Source organism: Planococcus sp. TJ-201 (genome assembly GCF_058268495.1).
The window spans coordinates 65060-88387 of sequence record NZ_JBZDOG010000008.1; the positions used below are offsets into that span (position 1 = coordinate 65060).

Consider the following 23328-nt stretch of genomic DNA (forward strand, 5'->3'; position numbering starts at 1 on the left):
CTTTCATTGATTATTTTATGTTAAAACCACGATCTTGTAAAAACCTCTTCACTTTCTTGTTAGTTACCTTAGTTGATTCACCATCATGATGTTCAGTTCCATCTTTATTAACTGACCCTTTGTTTTTACCATTCTTCTTCCAATGTGCATGTGTTTTTGATTTATCATGTGTTTCGACTCTCACATTCCAACCATCAATATATTTTTCCGTGAAATACCAACTTTTGTATTTGGCCTTCGCCCAAGGAACACCATACTTTACTATTAAATAGCCACCACCAATAGAAGCACCTATTACTGCTAACGTTACCCATCCAATACCAGGTACAAAGACAAGAGTACTCCCTAGTTTAAGTGTAGTAGCAACTTGTCCATCAGAATCAATAAGCATTACAGGGTTATTATTAGCGTAATTATAACCATTATGCGTTTGTGGATTTCCAATTTGTCCGCCTAAAGGATCTTTGGTTAGAAATACTGCTTCAGCGGGCTGATAGAAACGAGCAATCAAATAATATAATTTAGACTCCTCATCATAGCGATAACCTTTGTAGCGATATGGATTATCAGAAGCCATTTTACCACTTTGAGCAAGGATATTACCCCATGCATCATAAGTATATGAGGCTACTACTACACCAGAGTTATTGGTCAAAGAAGAAATATCACCGTTACTATTGTAAGTGTAATAGTAACTTTGTCCTTCTTTTGTCATCATAACAGGTGCTCCAGTAGAATCATATATATATTCAGCTGTTATGACATCGTTGCTATTTGTTTCAAATAAAACATTGACACCTTGATCGTAGTGATAAAACGTCGTATTGCCGTTTAGCGTTTTACTAATACGTCGACCCTGATTGTCGTAATTATAAGAAGCAACTAATGTCCCCGAAAGTGTTTTTACAGATATTAACTGATCAAATTTGTCGTATATATATATATGCTTATCATCTCTTAAACGATTTCCATTTTCATCGTAAGTATAAGCGTGTCCATTAGCAGAAATCATTTGGTTATTTGCATCATATTTATATACAACTGTAGAGCTGACTCCATTCGCTATGGTTGTTTTTCCTAAACGATTTCCAACTGCATCGTATTTATAACTTTCACTAAGTTCATTTTCCGATATAGCTTGATTTGTTAACTGATTCTTGTTGTCATAAACAAATGTTTTTTTCCCTGATAGGGAAGTTACTGAAGACAGATTTCCGGTTAAATCATATTCATTTGTTTCGTCGGAAATAATAGCTGTACCTTTAGTAACTATAAGTTTATGTGGTTGCTGAGCTGCATCATAACTAAAAGAAGAATGAACTCCATTTACAAAACGACGCTCTGTCAACAATCCAGTAGATGAATAATCCATACCTAGTTGAACTGATCCATTTCGATAGATATTCTTTAACTGATTTTTTGCATCGTAAGAAAAACTTTGTGAAAAAGCAGTTGTTGCAGAGACCCCTTTTATACTAATTATTTCGTCAGTCGCTGAATAATTGTACTCCGTGACTTGTTTACCATTCGATTTTGTTTTTAATCGGTTTAAGGCATCATAATTAAAACTTATGGAAGAACCATTTTGATAGTCTTCAATCAATGTTTGATTTCCATTTGAATCATACTGGTATTTCCATTTCAATGTTGCATTGATTTGAACGGCAACCGGTTTATCATTTGCATCATATTGTGTTTTTATAGAATCAGTTCTATTGGGCTTTATTATTTCAACAAGTCTTCCTGCCGCATCATATTGTAGTGTTGTCTTCTGACCGAGTGGCTCGGTTCTTGAAGCCATTTGATTCTGGTTATTGTATTCCATTTTAACAGAATGTGTATTTCCATTTCTAATAGAAATCAAATTGCCATTGGCATCGTAATTGTAATTTGTTAATGTTCCATCAGGTTCTTTTACTTCCATTAACATATCTAGATTATCGTATTTATAGAAACTGTTATTTCCTTTCGCATCAGTTAGCTGTGTTTTATTTCCATTTCGATCTGTAACGATAGAAATTTTTCGATCCAAAGCGTCAGTTACGCTATTCAAGTAGTTATGCTGCAAATCATATTCAAATGTTTCAATTGAACCGTTCGGCCGTTTAATGCTTTGCAAGTTTCCATAAGGCTCTTGATAAGTATATGTTGTTATTTCCCCTAATGCATTTGTTTCCCTGATCAAATCACCAAAAGTATTATAAGCATAAGAGACTGTTCCGTCTAGATTGGTAGTAGTAAGAGTTTGATTAAAATTATTATATGTGTGAGTGGTTTTATTTCCTAATTCGTCTGTCGAGGTTAACATATTGCCTCTTACATCATAAGAGTTAGTAGAGATACCACCTTTTGGATCTATAGTTTTCAATAAGTTATATTGATTATCAAATGTAAAAGAAGTCGTATTACCTAGAGGATCTGTACTGCTAATAATTAGGAAATTGCTATTTACCTTGTGAATTTGCTTGTTACCTAGTGCATCAGATTCGCTAACTTCTAAATTACCTAGGTTGCTATAATCGTAACTAATAACTGATTCATTAGTTGCGATTGCAGGTTGCTCAACAGTTTTTAAAAATTCATTCTCATATAAGTAATTTGTAGCTTTACCATTACCATCCAAAATAGAGGATAGTGATCCAGCTGTATTATACCGATAAGTTGTCGTAATTCCAGTAGAAGAATCTTTGTAACTCGTGGCTGTTTCCAAACGCCCATCTGTTTTATAAGTGTAGGCAGTTTTTTTAACACCTTCAAAACTTGTGGAGGCGATTCGCCCATTTTGATAGGCAAGTGTTAAAGTTCGTCCAGAAGAATCAACGATACCGATTAAAGTACCGTCTGCTTGCCTCTGATAAGTAGTTCTGTTTTTATTTCGATCCTCTTCATAGGCAATTTTATAAATCTTACTATTTAATTGAGTATCCGATTTACCTGTTTGGAAAACCGTCCGATTGCCACTAGTATCAGTCAATGTGAGTAGTCCAGTCGTTGACTTAGTTAAGTTGGAATACAGACCATCAGGTGTGATGTATTTAGAAGTCAGCTTATCGTAAGAGAATAGATGTGTAGTGCCATCAGACTCTTGAAGCAAAGAATTACCGTTACTATATTCAGTTATAGTTTCGCTCCCTGAGAATGACCAACCGTACCCTATAGCTGAGTGCTCTATTGATTTCGAATTATAGGTCCGCTCAAAAGAAAATCCTGAATTACCGCGGCCACTTATAGAAAAATCGGTAGATTCTACTACTAGATTTCCAGTCCCTAAATTGACGTGTCCTTGAGCATCGGCCAGCTCGTGATCAGAGTAAGACCAATAATCTTCCAATCCTAAACGACTCCCAGATATATACGTGACTGCAAGCATTGGTGTCTGATTGCTTAAAGATGCATCATCACTTGATACAAACTTTTTCCATGACTTAACGGTTTCATTGTTTGCTTTTAACAATAGGCCTTTGTTGGTACTTTGATCGTGAATCCAGCGCTGAACGTTTGTGGCAGGAACACTCCACTTATAGTTGACGCTAAGGTCAGTAAGGCTGCTAACATCTGCAGAGGATAAAAGAGTACTTGAATAATCTCCACCAGCCTTGTTCCAAGCATTGATCCCGTTACGTTTAGACCAAGTAGCCCCTTCTTCGGTCCAATTATTCGTTACCTGATGCAAATCCACAGCCAGTTCGGTATCATTCCAAACAGAGGAAAGCCACATATTGAGATTTGCGTCTATGACCTTTGTTCCTTTAGGTAGAGACGATAAATCGAATTTTACTAGGGACCGAATATTATTGGTTTGAGTAGCACTTTGATACAACCCTACTCCTAATGTCGTTTCTGCCCCTCCGGTATTATCTGGAAAATGACTGCGGATATTTGTATCTTCTAACTTCGCTTGAGGTTGGAATTTTGCGATGGTCGGATCGATTACCACCGGATAGACACGCTCTTCGCTGTCTAGCCATTCACGGTTAGGAACTAGTTCGATAAAAAGCTGGTCTTCTCTTTGTTCAACGCTCATTGAGATGTCGTAAGACAAGGTTTCTTCTGAGAACGAAGTGACGCCTGGATTCTCTTTATATCCCTCAGGCTTGTACGCATCGTACATAAATGGCGCTTCCAAATAAAAAACGGGTTCTTGAGTTTTTTTGTCTAAGAGCATCACTTGATTGTTTTCCGCTACTTTATAAGACAATCCGTTTAAGTCTAGGACAAATGAAAAAGAAGTGGGGGTATTCGGTTCCGGTTTTTCTTTTAAAATAATGTCTTCCTTCACTTTATCGGTACCGACGGTATATTTGATGTCCACATTTGGATAGACATCCGAGTAAACAATGGTGTTTTCATCCGCTACACCGTCTACTGTTTCTAGATTCGTTTCCACAGTATCCGAAACGATTTCATCTGGACCAACAGGTGTCAGGGAAACTGAGAATTCATCCTGTTTGACTTCAACGATTGCTTCATTGGGGGTTGTTTGTTCATTGAATTCTGCTTTAAAGGAATTGGCCTTATTCACTACAGTGCCTTCTGCAGCATCAGCTACAAGCGTATTATCGATAGGTAGCCAATCGTCTTCTTCATTTTCTTTGTAATGAATCGGTTCTTCTGAAATTTCTGTAGTATATGTACTATCTGGATTCGAATAGGTTTTAGAAGTCTCCGAACGTAAGGAAACGATTTCCTCTTGCTCTCCTCCATTCACACTACTCGTTTGATCTTTAATAAGTGCACTTTCACTGACTTCTTTTTCACTCTTACCATTCATCTTATTTTCTTCCGCAGTTACTGACTGCCATGGAATACTAGTAAAGATTAAAAGCGTGCTTAGCAGGTAAACCAAATACTTAGTCCATTGTTTCATTGTTCTGCTCCTTCTTAACTAACTGTAATAGTGGATTCCACTGCTTCCGCACCCTCGCTTTCCTCAAATATCGTTTACTATTAATTGGAAATAAAAGAATCTTACTTATAATAATGGAATTATAAAAAAAAAACAATAGTTTATATTACATTTATTACGAATTATGTAATATTTGAAATAAAAGTGCAAAAATGAAGAAGGATGAATTGGTTCGCTACCAAGAATTGAAGATGAAATTGAATAGGACAACCACCACTACGCCAGCGAAGGCATTAAAGAAAAATTGGCCGGCCTGAATCCGGTGAACGACCGAATTCAGGCCAGCCAAGTAGCTGCATAACTAAAACTTTAACTTTAGGGGGTTACTCCCAATCAGCCCCCTTCCCGTCTTAGTTTTTTCTATTAGAATCAAATCTACTACCGATAACTTAATGATATGTAAACTAAGTTTCATCAGAGCCTATTCAAGAATACTTACCCCGCACATCTTCTGGTGTGAATTTTAGAGTCAGAGAAGTCTTGCTATAGCTCTCTTACCATTCTCGCCATTCTTCGGTGATGTCTTCATCTGTCTCTAATCCCGCTTGCTGCGCTTTTTCCATGATAAAATCATTCAGTTCTTCTCGCTCCAGTGTCTCAAAAAAAAAGTCATATTTTTCATTCAGCGCATTTAAACGAAGGACCGTCTTCTTCACTTTTTTAATGATTTTATTTTGGGATGGCTCGTGAAGATTAGAAAGTCCATCCATATAGTTCCGGAGCACGGTTTCGGTTGCCGCGATATTCTCTTCGGTAAACTGGTCATCTCCGTCTTCCATCCTTATTCTCCATTCTTGGGTAGGCAACGACTGTTCCCCCGGATTAGCGTTTTGCAGAACCGGTTCAGTGTCTTTTGGTAGGATTCTTTCTTTAAAAGTGGGACGGTCATTGATCCGTGGCCCCTCTATCAGCCGATGGGAATAATGTTTTTTATTCGTGAAATAAACGTGTTCCAGTTCAATACAAGGAGATACGTCTCCATCCAACACAGTTGAATCCCAAAACCTCATGCTGCTCAAATGAGGAAGATGCTTGATGAATCGGATGGATGAAATGGTTCCACAATTATTTAGCCCTAAATGCACAAGCGACTGCACTTTTCCGATTGGCGAAAAGTCTTGTATCTTTTTTGCCCCTTCTATTTGGATAGAAGTCAAATTTTCCGAAAGATGCTGGATCGCTTCGATGTCAGTCAGGACTCTCATTCTGAATAACCCAAGTTCACTCAAATTCTTTAATCCTTGAATTCCCTCCAGGGAAGTGATGTTGGCATTGATGAGCTCGAGATCTACCAGAGCTTTCAGGTCTGCAAATTCCTTCAGGTTTTTCCCTTTTGGCTTGTAGTCCCAGATTTGTAGTTTCTTCAAGTTGACGAGGCTGCCGATCCCTTCCGCTTTGGGTGGCAGTGTGCCAATAATTCTTTCTAATGAGGTCAACTGGCTGAAATCGACTGTCAAGGAACGGGAAGTATCATTGATTACCAAAGTTTTAAGTATCTTCAAATGGTAAATTCCATTTATATCTTTGATACTCGACCCTTCAAGCGATATATATTCGACGTTTGGACATTCGCTTAAGAAATCGATTTGTGATTCCTTATAGTCGTAGGTAATATCTACACTTTTGATTTGGTGTTCCTGAATATACTGGACGGATTCTTGTACATTTTCACTATCGATATATACGGTTTTTCCATCCTCATCGTTTCTGATGCGAAGTTTACTTTTTTCCATAAGTCCTCCTTAGTTACTTTTTTATTATTAGAGGTAAAACTATTATTTTAAATATACTCAGAACTCAAATTTATAGCTAGATAATTATGGAAATAAAACCGTTCGTAAAAGTACACTTTTACGAACGCTTTGAAAATGGCTGAAAATGGCTGAAAAGAGCGTTCGTAAACATATCAAAACACTTTACGAACGTTCGCGAAATTGCATACACTTTTACGAACGCTTTTCAGGTATAATGAGAGGAAAGAATCGTTCTTAGAGGTGAATTATGGAAAATCGCAAATTTGGTTACATACGCGTCAGCAGCAAAGATCAAAACGAAGGCCGTCAATTGGAAGCCATGAAAAAAATGGGCATCAATGGACGCGATATATATTTGGATAAGCAAAGTGGTAAGAACTTCGAACGGGCAAACTATCAATTATTGAAACGGGTTATTCGAAAGGGAGACATTTTGTATATACACTCGTTAGATCGATTCGGCCGGAATAAAGAAGAGATTCTTCAAGAGTGGAATGATCTTACGAAAAACATTGAAGCCGATATTGTGGTGCTGGATATGCCGTTGTTGGATACGACGCAATACAAAGACAGCATGGGAACATTTATTGCGGATTTGGTTTTGCAGATTCTTTCGTGGATGGCTGAAGAGGAACGAGAACGCATCCGGAAACGGCAGCGTGAAGGAATTGATTTGGCGCTACAAAACGGCATTCAATTTGGAAGACCGACCGTTTTTGTTTCAGAAGAATTTAAAGAGGTTTATAGACAATGGAAAGCTAAAGAGCTTACCGCAGTGGAAGCTATGCAGGAAGCCGGGGTTAAGAAGACCAGTTTTTATAAACTGGTAAAAGCACTCGAGGAAGAATCAGCAAAACTTATATAATAGAAGGAACCTGATCAAATGGCATATCCATTGAACAATATAATCTTTATGTAAAGAGGAGGAATCGTAAAGATAAGCGGAGAAGTTACGTTTGTGGAAAAAACATTCAAGCTTGCGGAAAACATCCTGTCCAACGCATAAACCACAATTTGTAACTATCTTACCTGTAAAGATTTTCATTCGAGCCTATTTTCAAATAAGAACACAGATTTTTGCTTGGTTAGACTATTATTTTATTATGTTTTCATTAAAACCGGTCTTTTATGTATTAAACACTGTTGTCTAAGAACAATTAATTTGTTATAAAAGATTTTTAAAAAGTATAAAATATATTTAAAGCACGAAAAAGCTCCAGCATAATGCTGGAGCCCTTTCTCGGTTTTTTTTAAGTGTAAAACCGACTAAAACACATATTAAACGTATATAAACAATTTCCGAATTCTAGAAATAACAATACTCTAGAAATTTCGAGGTATATTTCTATACCTTAAGTAAAGTATACCAATTACTTGTAGATTAATCAATTAATAAACCTAACAATATATGCAAATTAATTCAGAGTCTACTCTTCCTCAATTAATTCAATACCAAAGTTTAAATTTATATACAAAATTATAGGAGTTTTCAATAAAAACATGACGAAATTCCTTAATTAATTTACTAGCGACTTCATTTTCATCATCCAACTCTTGCTTCAAGTAAGAAACCTTGCTAGGGGATTTCCAAAAGAAGTTTTTAAGTTTCATCAAACTGAATTTTCTGGCATGGAATATCATACTTTTCTTATTCTTGATAAGCATGATTTCATTCAATAATTCCTCATTTTCCTTATTATTAGTGAACAGTTTATTTATTACATAACCGTTTTGATTGAATAAATTCATATTACTTCCATTAAAATGCTGACTACTAACTAGGCTCAATCGGCCCTTCATGTCCTTCTCGTCCTCTACAAACTTAAAGTCCTTTTCATCTCCCCAAAAATCAGCATTCAAAAGTTCTAAAGCCATGCCCCGACCACGTTCAGTATAAAAAGCATTTAAAAATATTAAATAGGCAATTGAATCAGGTACTTGGGCTCTTAGTAAACCAATTTGTTGTTTGTATTCATCTTCATCATATCTAAAGTTCTGATTGATCAACTTTAATGTTCGGTGAAACGTTCTAAACAAATGCCCAAGCTCTTTAGAGCTTTTAGAAAAAGTGGTATTAACTACTCTAAATACATCGTCGTATGTTAACAAATACGTATTATAGTCTTCTTCAGCGTTCTTTTTTATCATATCCGAAAGAATATGCCGATCTCTTTTAAAGATAGTATCAGTATAGAACGCATGTCTTCTCAATCCTCTTCCAATCCAGTGATTATTCAACTTATAGACTTTTTTATCGGTAAGAACTTTATACCTTACTGAAGAAGTACCTGATAGTTGATTAACAATTATCCATAATGAACGCATATCCTTAATGTCATTGCTCTTAATTAAGCTAACCAATTCTTTTTTTTCAACGTCATATGTAGATCCGAGTTCATATTTTAATTTGCTTAGTTTTTGAAGAATCGTATTTCTATTTTCCTCATTATTCGCTGTTAAATAGTTAAAAGTAAAACGCGCACCCCTATTCACTAAAATATCTATTTTAGTATCTATGTTTTTAAGATTAATTTCGATATTTTTTAACAATTCTTCACTTTCTTTTAAAGTTTTCTCATTTCTTATTATATCGTTAGTAAACTTTATAAAATCTAATACACTTTGTCTTTTGTTACTATAATCATTATTAGATGTATTGTAACTCGCAATAACTAGTGACAAAGCGGTTATTATGCTAGCAATCAATGGTATTGCAATCCTGATTAAATTATCTACTCCACTACTCTCTTCCCCTACATTTGGACTGTAATTTAATAAAGCCATAATAAAATATAGAAGAGCACTTCCTACTAATCCCCCAGAAATTGCCACACTAAGAAATACCAATACTGATATCTTCTTCGAAACTTTAAATTTCCATATAAGAAGGACTCCTAAAACTCCTCCTACTATTACTAGTAAATCTATCGTCATTTTTAAAACTCCATTTTTATTTTATCTTACCATTTCCTTATTCATGTCGATATGTATTTATAGAATAAATATCTTTGTTTTCCAAAATTTACTTAATACTATTTTTAATCCAAGGCTTGTAACGGATAGCTATTGAATACCATCTTTAGTTTCTGCCAATACAGGTAGCACGCCAAATATCTCTATAGCTGCAACTATGACAGTAACTAAATACTATTAGAGCATCTAACTGCAAATTCAACGATTGACCAATTGTACTGACATGAGCATATCCAAAGTTTTTGATAAGAGTTTTGATATAAAGTGATATTAAAAAGAAGAAGATTTTCATCTTCTTCTCAACGCTATCAAAAATCATCGTTTTAGATACCAAATATTTCAGAAAAATATTGAAAATACAATATTTGTAATATTTTTAATGTATAATTGAGAGAAAATATTCTGGGGGACTTATTAAAGATGAATATTCCAAATGCACCGTATATATCTAGAATGAAAATTAAAAATTTCAGAAACTTTGGAGATGTGGATGTTAAATTAGCTCATAAACAAGTGATTATTGGCGAAAATAATGTAGGAAAAACAAATTTTCTAAAAGCAATACAATTAATACTTGATCCACAATTAAGTGATGAAGATCGTTTTCTCATCAACTCTGATTTCAACGAAAAACTTGAAAATCCAATGGATAATGGCGAAGAAGTTAAGATAGCTATTGAAATCAAAGGATTTGATCATAACAAAACATTACTAGCTACTTTATCTGATGCTACTCTGACAGACGATCCGGCTACTATACGGTTAACCTATCATTACTTTGCAACCCAGAATGTAGATGGAAGTTATGAATATCAGTATCGTATTTTTCAAGGCACCCGAGAAGACGTTGCTTTTACCCACTACCATCGCAGATATTTAAACTTAAAGGTAATTCCAGCTATAAGAGACGTTGAGGCTGAAATGAAAAATGTAAGAAAGTCTCCTATTAATCAGCTTTTAAAAAATTACGATATTAGAAAGGAAGAGTTGCTTGATATTGCTTTAAAGATAAAAACGACAAGCGATGAAGTACTTTCTATAGATGAATTAGTTCATCTTACAGAAAATATAAATAGTAGATTTTCTACCATTATTGGAAAACAAATAGACTCTAATGTAACTCTTGAGACAATAGATTTAGATCCCAATCGAATTTTAAATACCTTAAAGATTATGATGGGTAACGGTCAAAGATCTGTCAGTGATACTAGCCTAGGGCTCAATAACATATTGTACATGTCTCTAATTCTATTATCTTTGGAAGACAAAACGATTCCAGCAATTTTAAAAGAAGATACCTATTTAAGTTTATTAGAAGACGGAAGTCAGATTTTAAATGAGTGTTACGTACAAAATGAAAGCAGCAACTATTTATTAAAGGATAGCTTAACTGCAGAAAATCAAGCGACCCTTTACACATTTATGGATAACTATTTCGGTGAAAATAAAGGTTTTACAATTTTAGCAATTGAAGAACCTGAAGCACATTTACATCCAGGTCTTCAACGACTTATATTTAAAGACGTAATGAAACAAAATACGTCTGTATTAATGACAACCCATTCACCTTACCTTACATCAGTAGCCCCAATTGATTCTATTGTTCACCTTCGTTCAATGAATAAAGGAACTACCGTCAAAACTAGTGCTTCTTTAGAATTAACAAAAAGAGAATATAAGGATTTGGAAAGATATGTTGATGTGAAAAAAGGCGAAATATACTTTGGAAAAGGGATTATTTTAATTGAGGGTATTGCAGAAGAATATTTAATTCCTAGCTTTGCAGAATCCCTGAATCAGTCATTAGATCAAAAAGGCATTATTTGTTGCAACATTAACTCAACAAATTTTAAACCGTACGTCCAATTCCTTGATTCTCTCGGCATTCCTTATGTAGTTATTACAGACGGAGACTATTACCATCAAGAAGGTGCTGATTCTTCAAAAATTTTCGGTCATACCTTTGATCCTTCCCATCAATATTTGGGTTACGACGGATTAGATAGGACGAAAAAGTTGCTAATAGATTTAAAAAAAGCAGATAAAGATGAGATACCTTTGGATATTAATGAAGCAGATGATTTTTATAAAAATCACAATTTTTTCATAGGGAACCATACATTTGAATTAGATATGATGGATATATCAAAGGATAACCAACAAATTACTGTCTTTATTCAAGTTTTCAATGATTTAACAGCCGGTGGAAAAAAGCAGAAGGAGAACTTTGAAACTTCAATTAATCAAGGGGATTTTGTAGATTGTTTAAAGAAGATAGAAAGTAAGCATTCACGAATAGGTAAAGGTAGATTCGCTCAAGGTCTTTCTTCAGAATGTAGTAAGAAAAATATTCCTACTTATATAGAAGAGGCAATACATGTCATTTTTGAAATGGTAGATGATTTATGATGGACTTGTATTCGTTAAAACTTGAGCAGATTAAAAAAGATCCGGAACAATATTCTGCATTTAAATCTAATTCTAGTACCGTAGTCAAAGCAGGGCCCGGAAGTGGCAAAACAACTGTAATTTCCTTAAAGATAATTCAGTTATTAAGAGAAAAAATCTCTCCACCTCGTGGACTTGCCTGCATTACTTATAGTAATGCTGCTGCTAAAGAGTTTACTAATAGATTGAAATCTTTTGGTTATCAAAAGCGAAAGAATGTTGTGCTTGATACAGTTCATTCTTTCTGCATTTCAGAAGTGATAATTCCATTTGCTCATCTTTACGCTACCACTATATCCTTACCTTTAAATATTATTTCGGAAAATGAGAAAACCAATTTATTTAAAAAAATACTTGAAGAACAGGGTATTAATGAGAAATCTTTAAAAATTGAAGCGATGGATAAAGTCAGAACTCAACTAATTGATGGAGATAGTTTAATAGAGACTGAATCAACTGAGGCTGCACGAGAGGTAGCCTTGAAATTTGAATACTACCTTCGAGAAAGAAAACAGGTTGATTTTATTGAAATAATCAAATGTGCCACCACATTAATCAAAAATCAAAATTATGTTCGGAAATGCTTAGAGGCAAAGTTCCCTTGGATACTAATTGATGAATATCAAGATTTCGGGAAACCGCTTCACGAAATGGTATTGACCTTACTTCACAAGACTAGCATCAAAATATTCGCAGTTGGCGATCCTGATCAATCAATTTACGGTTTTCAGGGCGCTCTTCCAGATTACTTACTTGAGCTTTACGATATGACAAGTATTAAATCTATAGATCTCAAAACAAATTATAGAAGTAATCAAGAAATTATTGATGCAGCAACAATTGCATTAAATTTGGATGATAGAGAATATAAAGCCGGTACAAGAATTAACGAGAACGCAGAATTTTTCTTTGTAACATGTGAAGAACAAATGCAAGAGCAATATGAGTATGTAGTAAATGAAATTATCCCCGATTGCCTCGCAAAAAATATTCCCTTAGAAGAAATATGCGTTCTGGTCGGAAATGGTGATCATGTAAAAGAACTAAGCAAAATTATGAGTCAATCCAATATTCCACATTATTTAACAAAACACGAATTTTTGAAAAGCAAAATTATTCTTTGGTTAAAAGATTGCGCATCTTGGACCCTAGACAATTCAACAGCTTCATTTATGGATTTATCTGATTTCTGGATTAACACGTTGACTTCTCAAAAAGGAATTTTATCCGAAGATGAAAAATTACTAAACAAAAAGCATTTACTATCAATCTTAGTTGAAAGTAAATCTTACCAAAATAGTTTGCATCTTTGGTTTTCATATGTGGTGGAAACTCTTCATTTAGAAGTAGTTATAGAAAAATCTGTTCAATATCAGTCAGATATTGAAAAAATAAACTCTTTCCGACATCAAATAAAAGATGGAGATTTAAAAAGTTTTGATGTGGAAAATTTTTCACAAACTGGAAAACCAGAAAAACAAGTTACTATTTCTACAAGGCATAGCTCAAAAGGTCTTGAATTTGAAGTAGTAGTCATGTTGGGAATGGAAGAAGGAAATTTCCCCTTTTTTTCCACTGTTCATATCCCAAAAGAGCTCAATGAACAACGCCGTATTTTTTTCGTTTGTTTAACAAGAGCAAAGCGAGTTTGTTACTTATTACGATCGAAAAGAATAGAATCTCGAACCAAGTATGGATTAAAAAATTTTTCTAAAAAACCATCAATGTTTTGGGAAGAATTAAATAATTCTCTTGAATCTTAAGGTCCTAGATTAAATGAACGGAGATGGAGATTTTGAAGGAACTTTTAAAAGATTTTGACGAGTATAGAGAGATAGAGAAACAGAATTTCAATAAAATGAATAACTTCTATAACCAATTTATCCATAGTTACACTCGTAAAATTGATTCTAAATATATTCAATTAATACGAAACCAATATAGGGCGGTACAAACAGCAAAAAAACCGGATATCACATTGGGATCCAAGCAGTACTTTAGAAAAGATTTACATTTCGATTATTTCAAAAATGATTTTTATCGCATCATTTGGGACGTTGACTTACTGACAAAACTGATTCGTGAAGCTGGTATTAAACCACAGAAGCTTAAAGTAAAAGAACTTTCCAATTTAGTAGAGACTAATTTTATTAATATGGAGAATTTACAACAAATTAAAAAACTTAAAAGATTTGATCCGATTATTCTCGTATCTTATAGCCCCGTAAGTGATAAAGTTTTAATTGATGGGAACCACAGACTTTATTCTCGAAAAGAATTACCGCATTCAAATATAGAAGCTTATATTTTGGATGATCTTTTTGCACTAGAAGGAATGGCTGGTGATGTTTTTAAGAAACTGTTTGCGCTCCACTACAACGTTACAACAATTGTGAGATTTTTTGATGACTTCAGCGTTCAGAAAAACACGAGCGACTTAGATAAACTTTTGATAGAAATAAAATAATGTATTTCAAGTACTATCAGAGATGAGGAAAATTTATGGACAAGCAAAAGCTTAGGTATGCCATTCTAAAAGAAATAGAAAAAGGAAATATAATTATTTCTGAGATGCATTTTAATGTCAACGAAGAAGAATTTGACGACGCTGTTAGACATTTATCTCGAGAAGAATATCTTAAGGGAGTATTTTATGCTGATGATCGTCCTCAATTTTGGGAGAACAGTGCTTATTTGACCGAAAAGGGAGAAAACTACCTTCAAGCGAACACTGCTTGGAGCAAAATGTATAGAGGCTTGCAAGAAATGAGAGACTGGATTAAATAAAACTCATAAATCTTAAACAAAAAGGAGTTATAGAAATTGCCAGAGTTAAAATTCTTTGAGTTACAAGACATTAAAAATGCTTTCGGACCACTTTTCATTCCGTTTATTCCTACGATGATAGCAGCCGGTGTTCTGTTCTTGTTAATTCAATTAGTTCCAAAAGGAGTTATGCGCCAAATTTTCGGAATTGTTAGCATGGTTCTTCTAGTAGCAGTATACATATATTCAACGGCCGATACTGCAATAAATTGGTGAGAAACTAAAAGCATTTTTCGGGATGCTTTTTATTTTTGAATTAATATTATCCTGTTCTATTTTCATTACAAGAGATTGCGTATCAAAATGTCATATTGGCACTTAATAAGAGTGTGATAATAGCTACTTTTTCACTCAACTTTTTAGTTATGACAATCCTCTATTTCCAAAACTAATTGATACTAGTTATGACGATTCCTAAAAAATTAAAAAATAAGAGCTGTAAAAAAGACGACACACCATAGTACGTACGAAAATACGTATGATACTACAGACTTTTTTCTGTACTCGAATAATGTTATATAGTATACTTTACTTAAATGAAACAATAAGGAGTTGATCACGATGAGTATTCATATTCCAGAAAGACCTAAGTTCAGCGATGAACAAATCACAGCGGCTGGAGTTGCTTCTAAAACGTTCGGCAAAGTACGAGCTGCTGCAAAAAATTCACCCCAATACATTTTGGCCAATAATAAGCTCGACAGTGTTGTGTTAGATTACGCACACTACCTCAAAATGTATCAAGAGCTTGAAACTTATCGCGAACTATTCTATATGGACGAAATCGCTCGTCGTGCTGAACACGCTGCTGCCCATCCCGAAGACTCTATCTCACTACGTGAAGCTGTTGGGGAAGTTAGTTATGCTCAAATTATGTCTAGTGATCCCGATGAAATTGAAGATGACGAGTTATTCGAATAAATGAGCCAAGATCGGTTTAAAATTCGATTCGATAAGAAGGCTCAAAGGGAATACGATAAGCTAGATGGCAGCGTAAAAGGACATGTGAATAAGGGATTAGCAAAGCTACGAACACGGGCTGATACACTTGGAAAAGAACTTGAAAATAAGCGAAATATGAAATTGCATGGTTGTAAGGAATTGAAGTTTAAAGGCAGTGGCATTCGAGTTATTTATCGAATTACAGGAAGAACAGAGGACGAGTTAGAAATCGTCATGATTCTTGGTATAGGTGATCGAGACGAAGATAAAGCGTTTAAAGATGCTTCTAACCGACTTGCAGATTTTTTAAAAAACCTAGAAAACTAAATAATTTTAAGAGACCTCCAGTAAGGAGGTTTTTTTATTTGATCATACTTTCAACAGTAAGGCTTCTATAGTAGAAAATATAAACATACTATTTACTCTGCAAAATAATGGAGGAATAATAAAGGTAGTCTCCTACTTTCTATACTCAAGTGGTACATTTATAAAAAGGATTCGCAAAAGTGCACGTTCATGTCATAGCTTCCTGGTGGGTTGGCTTAACAACTTATTCGATTAAGAAAAGCTGTTTTTCAATACACCGACCAACTAATTTTTAATTTAAGGAGGAGAACAGTGAAAGATTTTTATAAAGCATTATGCTATGTGAATGAACTAATTTACAAACCAAATCATTTACTTTTAAAATCGGTTCAAGAAGAAAAACAAAACGCTAAGTATGGTGCTGGTATATTTCAACTTTCTTCTAAAACCGTTCGATTCAGAGTGGCGAATACTACATCTACGAAAACAGGACAATTTGTTGCATTTTGGGAAAAAGATGAAAACAATAAAAATCAACCCTATTCATATGAGGAAGCACCAGATCTACTAGTTATAACTACTTTTAAGAGTGATTATGAGTTTGGACAATTTGTTTTCCCAAAAGAAGTTCTTCTCAATCAGCGTATTCTTAAGTCCAATTCAACAAAGGGGAAAATGGCAATAAGAGTATATCCAGTTTGGGATGTACCAACCAGCAAGCAAGCGATGAAAACACAAGAATGGCAGTTGCCTTATTTTGTTGATTTGAGTAATTCAAATAATGCACCCAAAGAAAAAATGACAAAACTGTATTCTCATTAATTTTCTGCAGTCGTGGTGTACATTTACACGGAGTTAGTGAAACCAAATGTTGGGGATAAAAATGAGTATAGTATCGACAAATCCTCTAATACTAAATCTATCATTTCTTTCTATAAAATAAACAGCACACGATCTCAACCGTGGGCTGTTTGTTTTTGCTCGTATTATTCTTCCGGTTTTCTTGCAGCGAACTCGTCGTCCATTTTGAGGAAATACTCGCCACCTTCTTCGATGCCTTTTAAGCGAATAATCATATCCCGAAACATTTTTTCTTCTTCCGTTTGTTCTTCAATAAACCAATCCAAAAACGATAAGGTGGCATGTTCCTGCAGCTCATCCGCCAAACTTACCAATGCATATATGTTTGCCGTCACGGATTTTTCCTGCGCAAGTGAAGCTTCCACAACATCCAGGGCATTTGTATAATGGTTTTTAGGTTCTGTTAGCGCTTGGAGTACAGGTTGCTCATCCATCATCACCAAATATTGATAGAATTTCATCGCGTGAACATGTTCTTCTCGTGATTGGATTAAATAGAAATTGGCAAATCCATGGTATCCTTTTCCTGAAAAGTAGGACGCCATCGCTGTGTATGCATGTGACGCCTGAAGTTCGTTATTGAATTGATCGTTTAACGCTTGTGTTAAATTTGTTGGCAACATCTTAACTTCCTCCTCGATCTTAATTAACGTTATTGTGACATGGGTGTTGATTAACCAATGAATGACATAATTTCCCTCAAGAACATGAAGCCAAAACATTCTCTGTGGTAAAGCACCTATTGGAGACAATTCTTTTCGACGATAAAAGGGAATCCGTAGAAGCCGTTCGGGAATCTTACGTGCGTTGAGTGGCTCAATTGCATCGATCGACAACCAAGGCGCAGTATTTTTGGCAAGTAAAAAAGTTTAAGACCTTTTTAGAATGACATTTATCTATGAAAAACGATTTTCTTCACTTGTACTATTTTAGTCACTTAACGATTAATTTATCGAGCTTTGTATTCTTGAAAATCACTTTATTTTTGTCTTTAAACATATCATTATGTGTAGAGACGATCCCTCGATTGCTGGCACCCGGTTCAATAAACAATTTTGCTTGATTGACAGCCGTAGCTCCATCTGTAAAAGCCCCTGCAATAAGACGCAGCTTTCCATCGTGCTCTAAAATATCCCCGGCCGCAAATAATCCCGGCACTGAAGTTTCTCCTTTCGAATTGCCTGCTACTGTTCTTGAAGAGGCCATTTCTATGGGAATGGGACTGTTTTCCACTAACTCTCTTTCTCTTTCAAATCCATGATTAATAATGACTTCATCTACATCAATACGGATAGAGTCATTTTGGTTTTGATCCCTTAAAATAACTTGCTGTATTGTTTCGTGATCAGGTGAAGCGACTAATTTTTCAATTTCCGTGTTCAATAAACATTGCACCGAGCTTTTTTGTAATTTAGAAATTTCAGCCTCATGTCCTTTCAATAAATCTTTTCGATATGTCAAATACACTTTAGCCGCAATCGATTCTAGTTCGTTCGCCCAATCAATCGCTGAATTTCCGCCGCCCGAAATCAGGATTCGCTTTCCCTTAAATTGAGTGAGTGACTTCACCGTATAGTGCAGATTTGTCACTTCAAAGCGTTCTGCCCCATCAATCTCAAGTCGTGTAGGCTCTAATATCCCACCCCCAGCAGCCAATATAATGGCTTTAGAATAGTGTTCTTCGCCCGTTTGAGTATAGATGGTGAAAATGCCTTCCTCGTCTTTTGAAATGGAGGTAACTTTTGTATTGAGTACAATTTCAGGTTGAAATATTTTGGCTTGTCTCACTAAACGATCGACTAATTGATGGGCAGGAGCCGGATCCATGCCACCTACATCCCAAACCATTTTTTCTGGATAGACATTTAATTTCCCTCCAAGAACAGAATGGTATTCGATTAATTTCACCTTCATCTCACGACATCCACTATAAAACGTAGAAAAAAGGCCTGCCGGTCCACCGCCAATTATGCTCACATCAAAAATTTCTTTAGGCTTCATGTCAAAACCCCTTCCTCTAGATTTTTCTTCCTTTGCCATATGGAACGCATACAGGTGTACCGTATAATGGATCTTTTCCAATTTCACAGCGCATGGAAAATACATCTTGCACCATCTGAGGTGTAATAACCTCCTCTGGTTTTCCTTGGGAATAGATATTTTTATTAAAAATGGCTACGATATGATGTGCATAACGACACGCTAAATTTAAATCGTGTAGAACCATAACTATCGTTCTGTTTTCATTTTCATTTAGCTCAAAAAGAAGATCTAAAATTTCGATTTGATGAGATAAATCTAAATAGGTTGTCGGCTCATCTAATAAAAGAACATCTGTTTTTTGAGCAAGCGTCATAGCAATCCAAGCACGCTGCCTTTGTCCACCTGATAAGGAATCGACTGTTTTTTCTTCAAATTCTTTCATGCCTGTCAGTTCCAACACACGATTTACGACGTACTCATCTTCCGTTGACCATTGCTTTAGCCAACTCTGATGGGGATACCGGCCTTGTTTGACTAGTTGAAGTACCGTTAACCCTTCTGGAGCTAAAGGAGTTTGGGGTAGAATAGCAAGATTCTTAGCAACTGCTTTAGTAGACTGCTTTTTCAACTCCATACCATTTAATATAATTTCACCAGACTGGGGTTTGATAAGGCGTGCTAGAGATCGGAGTAATGTAGACTTTCCACAACCGTTGGCTCCTACAAAAACCGTAATCTTCCCCTTAGGTATGGTTAATTGTAGATCTTCGATTACTTGTGTCTGACCGTAACCTAAGGTTAAAGAGTTTGCTTGTAACATATTTTTTCTCGTCTCCTTTCTACTTCATTAGCTATTTCGATTTCTAAACAGGAGATAAATGAAAAAGGGTGCGCCAATAGCTGCGGTAAATACCCCTGCCGGAATGTCCAAAGGCAAAAAGGCAGTTCGAGCTACAAAATCAGCCAACACGACCATCATTCCCCCAATTAATGCAGAAACAGGGATTAGTGCAGCAAATGAACGCCCAATCAACAATCGGCCAATATGCGGCGCAATTAACCCGACAAATTCAATACCACCTGCAAAGGCAGCTGCAGAACCCGCTAGGATTACACTAATCAATAAAAGCAAAAAACGTCTGGATTGAACATTTACGCCTAGCCCAGTCGCAATGTCGTCGCCCAGTTCCTTTACACTTACAGAACGAGCGAGAAAAGCTGTTAACGGAATAAACAGGAGGACGAAAGGAAGCATCGAGTATACATGTCCCCAATTGGAGCCATATAGACTTCCTGTTAACCAAAGATAGGCTTTCGTCGTGACAGCTGTATCACTCAAAACAAGCATCATCAGGACAATCGCTTTCATCGCAGCTGCTATGCCGATTCCGATTAACACAAGACGAATGGGGGTGACACCATTATTCCACGCTAGTAGATAGATAGTTGCTGCCACGATGACGGCACCCAGAATCGCTGCTAGTGGCATGAATGTGGCGCTAACAGTTCCTAAGAAAACCACGATAAAGATAATCGCCCCCGCAGAAGCCCCGGCTGTTATACCGATGATGTCCGGCGATGCCAATGGATTTCGAATAATTGCTTGTAAAATAGATCCTGCCACACCTAAAGCTGCACCTACCATAAAAGCAAGATAGACTCTCGGAAGTCTCAATTCATTTAGTATAAAGTCTGGTTCTGCTAGGCCCAGTAAGTTTTTAATGACTACCCACGGACTGATAAAACTACTGCCGATTGAAAGACTCATGATAAGAATCACTATCGCAAATAAGCTTAGGATTATTACGGTGGTCATCGTTTTCTTATCAACTTGAAACGAAAATTTTTCTGATTTATTTTTAACTGTGATGTACCTAGCCACTCTTCACTACCCCTTTCCTAGCAATGTAGATGAAAAAGGGGGTTCCGATTAACGCAGTCATTACACCAATCGGCATTTCTTGTGGCGCAATGATAAATCTCGCAATTACATCTGCCAGTAGAAGTAAACTCGCGCCGATCAACGCACTCAAAATGATCACCCAGCGATAATCAGGTCCGACTATCCCCTTTACTAAATGAGGAACAATTAAGCCAATAAACCCAATCGAACCAGCTACCGCGACTGAACCGCCAGCTAACACAATGACAACGGCACCAATTATAATTTTCAGCAAGACCGTTCGTTGACCTAAGCTCTTGGCTACATCTTCCCCTGCCAGTAATATCGTAACGGGTTTCCCGAGGAATAATGCAATTCCTAGCGCAATCATCATATAGGGCAAAATAGGGAGAATCATCTCTAAACTTCTGCCCGAAACGGAACCCGCTAACCAAAATAAGATGCTTTGTATTCGTTGTTCATCAATCACAAGTAATCCCTGTGTGAACGAAATAAAGAGAGCAGAAATAGCAGCACCCGCTAAAACAATCTTAATAGGCGATAATCCGTCTTTCCCCAGCGAACCAAGAAAATACACAGAAACCCCTGCGATCGCTGCACCTAAAAAGGCAACCCACATGTATGACTGCAAGGAATCTATTGAAAAGAAAGTGAACGAAAGAACAATGAAAAATAGTGCTCCTGCATTTACTCCCAAAATATCTGGTGCAGCCAGTGGGTTTCTAGTCATTGCTTGCATCAATGCACCTGCAACAGCTAAATTGGCCCCAATAAAAGTAGCGATAATCGCTCTAGTCATTCGAGAGGTTGTCACGATAATGTGCTCGGTATTCGTTGAATCAAAATAAATAAGCGCTTCGATCGTCGTACGGAATGGAATTGAATTTTGTCCTACTGAGAGACTCAAGATAAATGAAAGGCTCATCACAATAATAGAGACAAGTAAAACAACTAATTTAAAAGGTTTATGAGATGATAACTTCCCCATATTGATCCCTGCTTTCTATGCTGATAAAGAGAATAAGGGACGGGATTTCTCCCACCCCTTACCTTTTTATTTTTCTAACCCAAATCGATCATACATATCATCTAACATGAGATTCGCTGACAGTATGCCTCCGGCCAGATTCCATACAATTTCGTCTACCTCGTAGACTCTGTTGGATTTAACCGCGTCAAGGTTTTCCCACAACGGATGATTGGTCCATTCTTCATAGTTTTTGACAACTGCCGGATCATTTTTATCCATGAAAATATAAAAAGCATCTGCATTCATTTCCGTAATACTTTCTTTATCTGTTAGCGGGAGGATTTCGAGGCTATCATCTACCATATTTTTAGGGCCCTCAAATCCAAGTTCAGTTAAAATCGATCCTGCAAAACCAGTGTAGTAAATACGTGAATGGTCTGCTCTAAAATTCAATACCGAAACATGTTTTGGTGCTTCATCACCCATCTCGGCTTGTAACTTTTCTTTAAAATCGATTACTCGTTCATCCCAATCTCCTAATAATTCTTGAGCTTCATCTTCTTTATTTAGCGCTTGTCCCATTAAATCCACTGTTTCTTTAAAAGCAAAAACAGTTTCATGAGCCACGGTCGGTGCAATGGCTGAAAGTTGTTCATACACTTCTTCATGACGAACTTTAGAAGCAATGATTAAATCTGGTTTCAGTTTTGCGATTTCTTCTAGGCTGGGCTGTGTTTCTTGTCCAACAATTGGGATACCAGCTAAATCATCTTTCAAATATTCATAAACGGGTTGTTCTGCCCAGGACTCAACAACCCCCACAGGCTTTACACCAAGTGCGACTGCTGCATCGTTTGCGCCTTGATAAAGAGTCACAACACGCTGTGGCGTTCCTTGAACTTCTGTTGTTCCCATCGCATGCGTAATGGATTGACTCTCTTCATCACTTGCTCCAGCTGCAACATTACTTGTACTCGACGATTCAGATTTCCCACAACCTGCCATAATTAAAACTAGGGAGAATAACGCTATACTTAAAAATATTATTTTCTTGCTACTCCAATTCGAGCCCAAATCTCTTCACTACTTTCCTTTTTTGATTAAGTTATAAACGATAATGAAAATCATTATCAATTAGAACTTCTGTTTTTTATTATAAGCACTCTTTGCGCGTATTGCTACCTTTTCTTAAATTTTTTTCGATCTGACGAAAGAAAAAAAATAAAGTAACAATATTTCAAAGTTGATTCAAAACGTCTTCATTCGTCTTCCAATACGATTCTGCTTCTAATTTATGCAAAGAACCAACAAGCAACGTTAAAACCCGATCAAAAAAAGATACTAAAGTAATTAGTAGATCAGCTAAAAAGCTCGTATACTTGCGAAAAGATGGATGGAAAATGAATGAAAACTAGTTTTTTGATGACCTGAAATCCAGTTTAGGCCAAGCCATTGA

Annotated in this window: 18 protein-coding genes; 9 read left to right on the forward strand and 9 right to left on the reverse strand. The window is 36.0% G+C overall.

Annotation, left to right across the window (positions count from 1 at the left end; genetic code table 11):
• Positions 1–10: 10 nt before the first annotated feature.
• Both AC4EG4_RS16750 and AC4EG4_RS16755 read right to left on the reverse strand, forming a co-directional pair.
• A complete protein-coding gene (locus AC4EG4_RS16750; RefSeq protein ID WP_490988457.1) occupies positions 11–4867 on the reverse strand; it encodes a DNRLRE domain-containing protein in 4857 nt (1618 codons plus the stop codon).
• A 533-nt stretch (positions 4868–5400) separates the two neighbouring features.
• Positions 5401–6639 carry a leucine-rich repeat domain-containing protein gene (locus AC4EG4_RS16755; RefSeq protein ID WP_490988458.1) on the reverse strand — a complete coding sequence of 413 codons (1239 nt, stop codon included), beginning with the start codon at positions 6637–6639 and terminating at the stop codon, positions 5401–5403.
• A 268-nt stretch (positions 6640–6907) separates the two neighbouring features.
• Here AC4EG4_RS16755 and AC4EG4_RS16760 point away from each other — a divergent pair, with 268 nt between their 5' ends.
• Entirely contained in the window at positions 6908–7525 is a 618-nt protein-coding gene (locus AC4EG4_RS16760) for a recombinase family protein (protein WP_490988459.1), read from the forward strand.
• 581 nt (positions 7526–8106) lie between these two features.
• On the opposite strand, the gene AC4EG4_RS16765 is transcribed toward AC4EG4_RS16760, so the two are convergent.
• Entirely contained in the window at positions 8107–9594 is a 1488-nt protein-coding gene (locus tag AC4EG4_RS16765) for a hypothetical protein (RefSeq protein ID WP_490988460.1), read from the reverse strand.
• A 459-nt stretch (positions 9595–10053) separates the two neighbouring features.
• On the opposite strand from AC4EG4_RS16765, the gene AC4EG4_RS16770 reads away from it, so the two are divergent.
• The 8 genes from AC4EG4_RS16770 (at position 10054) to AC4EG4_RS16805 (ending at position 16977) form a co-directional block, all read left to right on the forward strand.
• Complete coding sequence (locus tag AC4EG4_RS16770; RefSeq protein ID WP_490988461.1) at positions 10054–12042, forward strand: ATP-dependent nuclease; 1989 nt, start codon at positions 10054–10056, stop codon at positions 12040–12042.
• Positions 12039–13844 (forward strand): ATP-dependent helicase, encoded by a 1806-nt coding sequence (locus AC4EG4_RS16775; protein WP_490988462.1) that lies wholly within the window; start codon positions 12039–12041, stop codon positions 13842–13844. Before AC4EG4_RS16770 ends, AC4EG4_RS16775 begins: the two co-directional genes overlap by 4 nt.
• A gap of 32 nt (positions 13845–13876) precedes the next feature.
• Positions 13877–14548 carry a hypothetical protein gene (locus AC4EG4_RS16780; protein WP_490988463.1) on the forward strand — a complete coding sequence of 224 codons (672 nt, stop codon included), beginning with the start codon at positions 13877–13879 and terminating at the stop codon, positions 14546–14548.
• Between the two features lie 35 nt (positions 14549–14583).
• On the forward strand, positions 14584–14868 hold the full coding sequence (locus AC4EG4_RS16785; RefSeq protein WP_490988464.1) for a YjcQ family protein: 285 nt from the start codon (positions 14584–14586) through the stop codon (positions 14866–14868).
• 36 nt (positions 14869–14904) lie between these two features.
• Positions 14905–15123, forward strand: coding sequence for a hypothetical protein (locus AC4EG4_RS16790; protein WP_490988465.1), 219 nt, complete (start codon positions 14905–14907; stop codon positions 15121–15123).
• A 345-nt stretch (positions 15124–15468) separates the two neighbouring features.
• Complete coding sequence (locus AC4EG4_RS16795; RefSeq protein ID WP_490980153.1) at positions 15469–15828, forward strand: hypothetical protein; 360 nt, start codon at positions 15469–15471, stop codon at positions 15826–15828.
• Positions 15829–16176: a type II toxin-antitoxin system RelE family toxin gene (locus AC4EG4_RS16800; RefSeq protein ID WP_490988466.1), complete on the forward strand. Its 348-nt coding sequence runs from the start codon at positions 15829–15831 to the stop codon at positions 16174–16176.
• Between the two features lie 291 nt (positions 16177–16467).
• Positions 16468–16977 carry a MepB family protein gene (locus tag AC4EG4_RS16805; protein ID WP_490988467.1) on the forward strand — a complete coding sequence of 170 codons (510 nt, stop codon included), beginning with the start codon at positions 16468–16470 and terminating at the stop codon, positions 16975–16977.
• Positions 16978–17141: 164 nt separating this feature from the next.
• Here AC4EG4_RS16805 and AC4EG4_RS16810 read toward each other — a convergent pair whose 3' ends face one another.
• From AC4EG4_RS16810 to AC4EG4_RS16835, 6 genes are all read right to left on the reverse strand, one after another.
• Complete coding sequence (locus AC4EG4_RS16810; RefSeq protein ID WP_490988468.1) at positions 17142–17639, reverse strand: ferritin; 498 nt, start codon at positions 17637–17639, stop codon at positions 17142–17144.
• A 310-nt stretch (positions 17640–17949) separates the two neighbouring features.
• Entirely contained in the window at positions 17950–19017 is a 1068-nt protein-coding gene (locus tag AC4EG4_RS16815) for an NAD(P)/FAD-dependent oxidoreductase (protein ID WP_490988469.1), read from the reverse strand.
• A 16-nt stretch (positions 19018–19033) separates the two neighbouring features.
• Positions 19034–19819: an ABC transporter ATP-binding protein gene (locus AC4EG4_RS16820; protein WP_490988470.1), complete on the reverse strand. Its 786-nt coding sequence runs from the start codon at positions 19817–19819 to the stop codon at positions 19034–19036.
• Positions 19820–19846: 27 nt separating this feature from the next.
• Positions 19847–20881 carry a FecCD family ABC transporter permease gene (locus AC4EG4_RS16825; protein WP_490988471.1) on the reverse strand — a complete coding sequence of 345 codons (1035 nt, stop codon included), beginning with the start codon at positions 20879–20881 and terminating at the stop codon, positions 19847–19849.
• Entirely contained in the window at positions 20874–21890 is a 1017-nt protein-coding gene (locus tag AC4EG4_RS16830; protein ID WP_490988472.1) for a FecCD family ABC transporter permease, read from the reverse strand. Before AC4EG4_RS16830 ends, AC4EG4_RS16825 begins: the two co-directional genes overlap by 8 nt.
• 66 nt (positions 21891–21956) lie before the next feature.
• Positions 21957–22877, reverse strand: coding sequence for an ABC transporter substrate-binding protein (locus AC4EG4_RS16835; protein ID WP_490988500.1), 921 nt, complete (start codon positions 22875–22877; stop codon positions 21957–21959).
• Between the last annotated feature and the right edge of the window lie 451 nt (positions 22878–23328).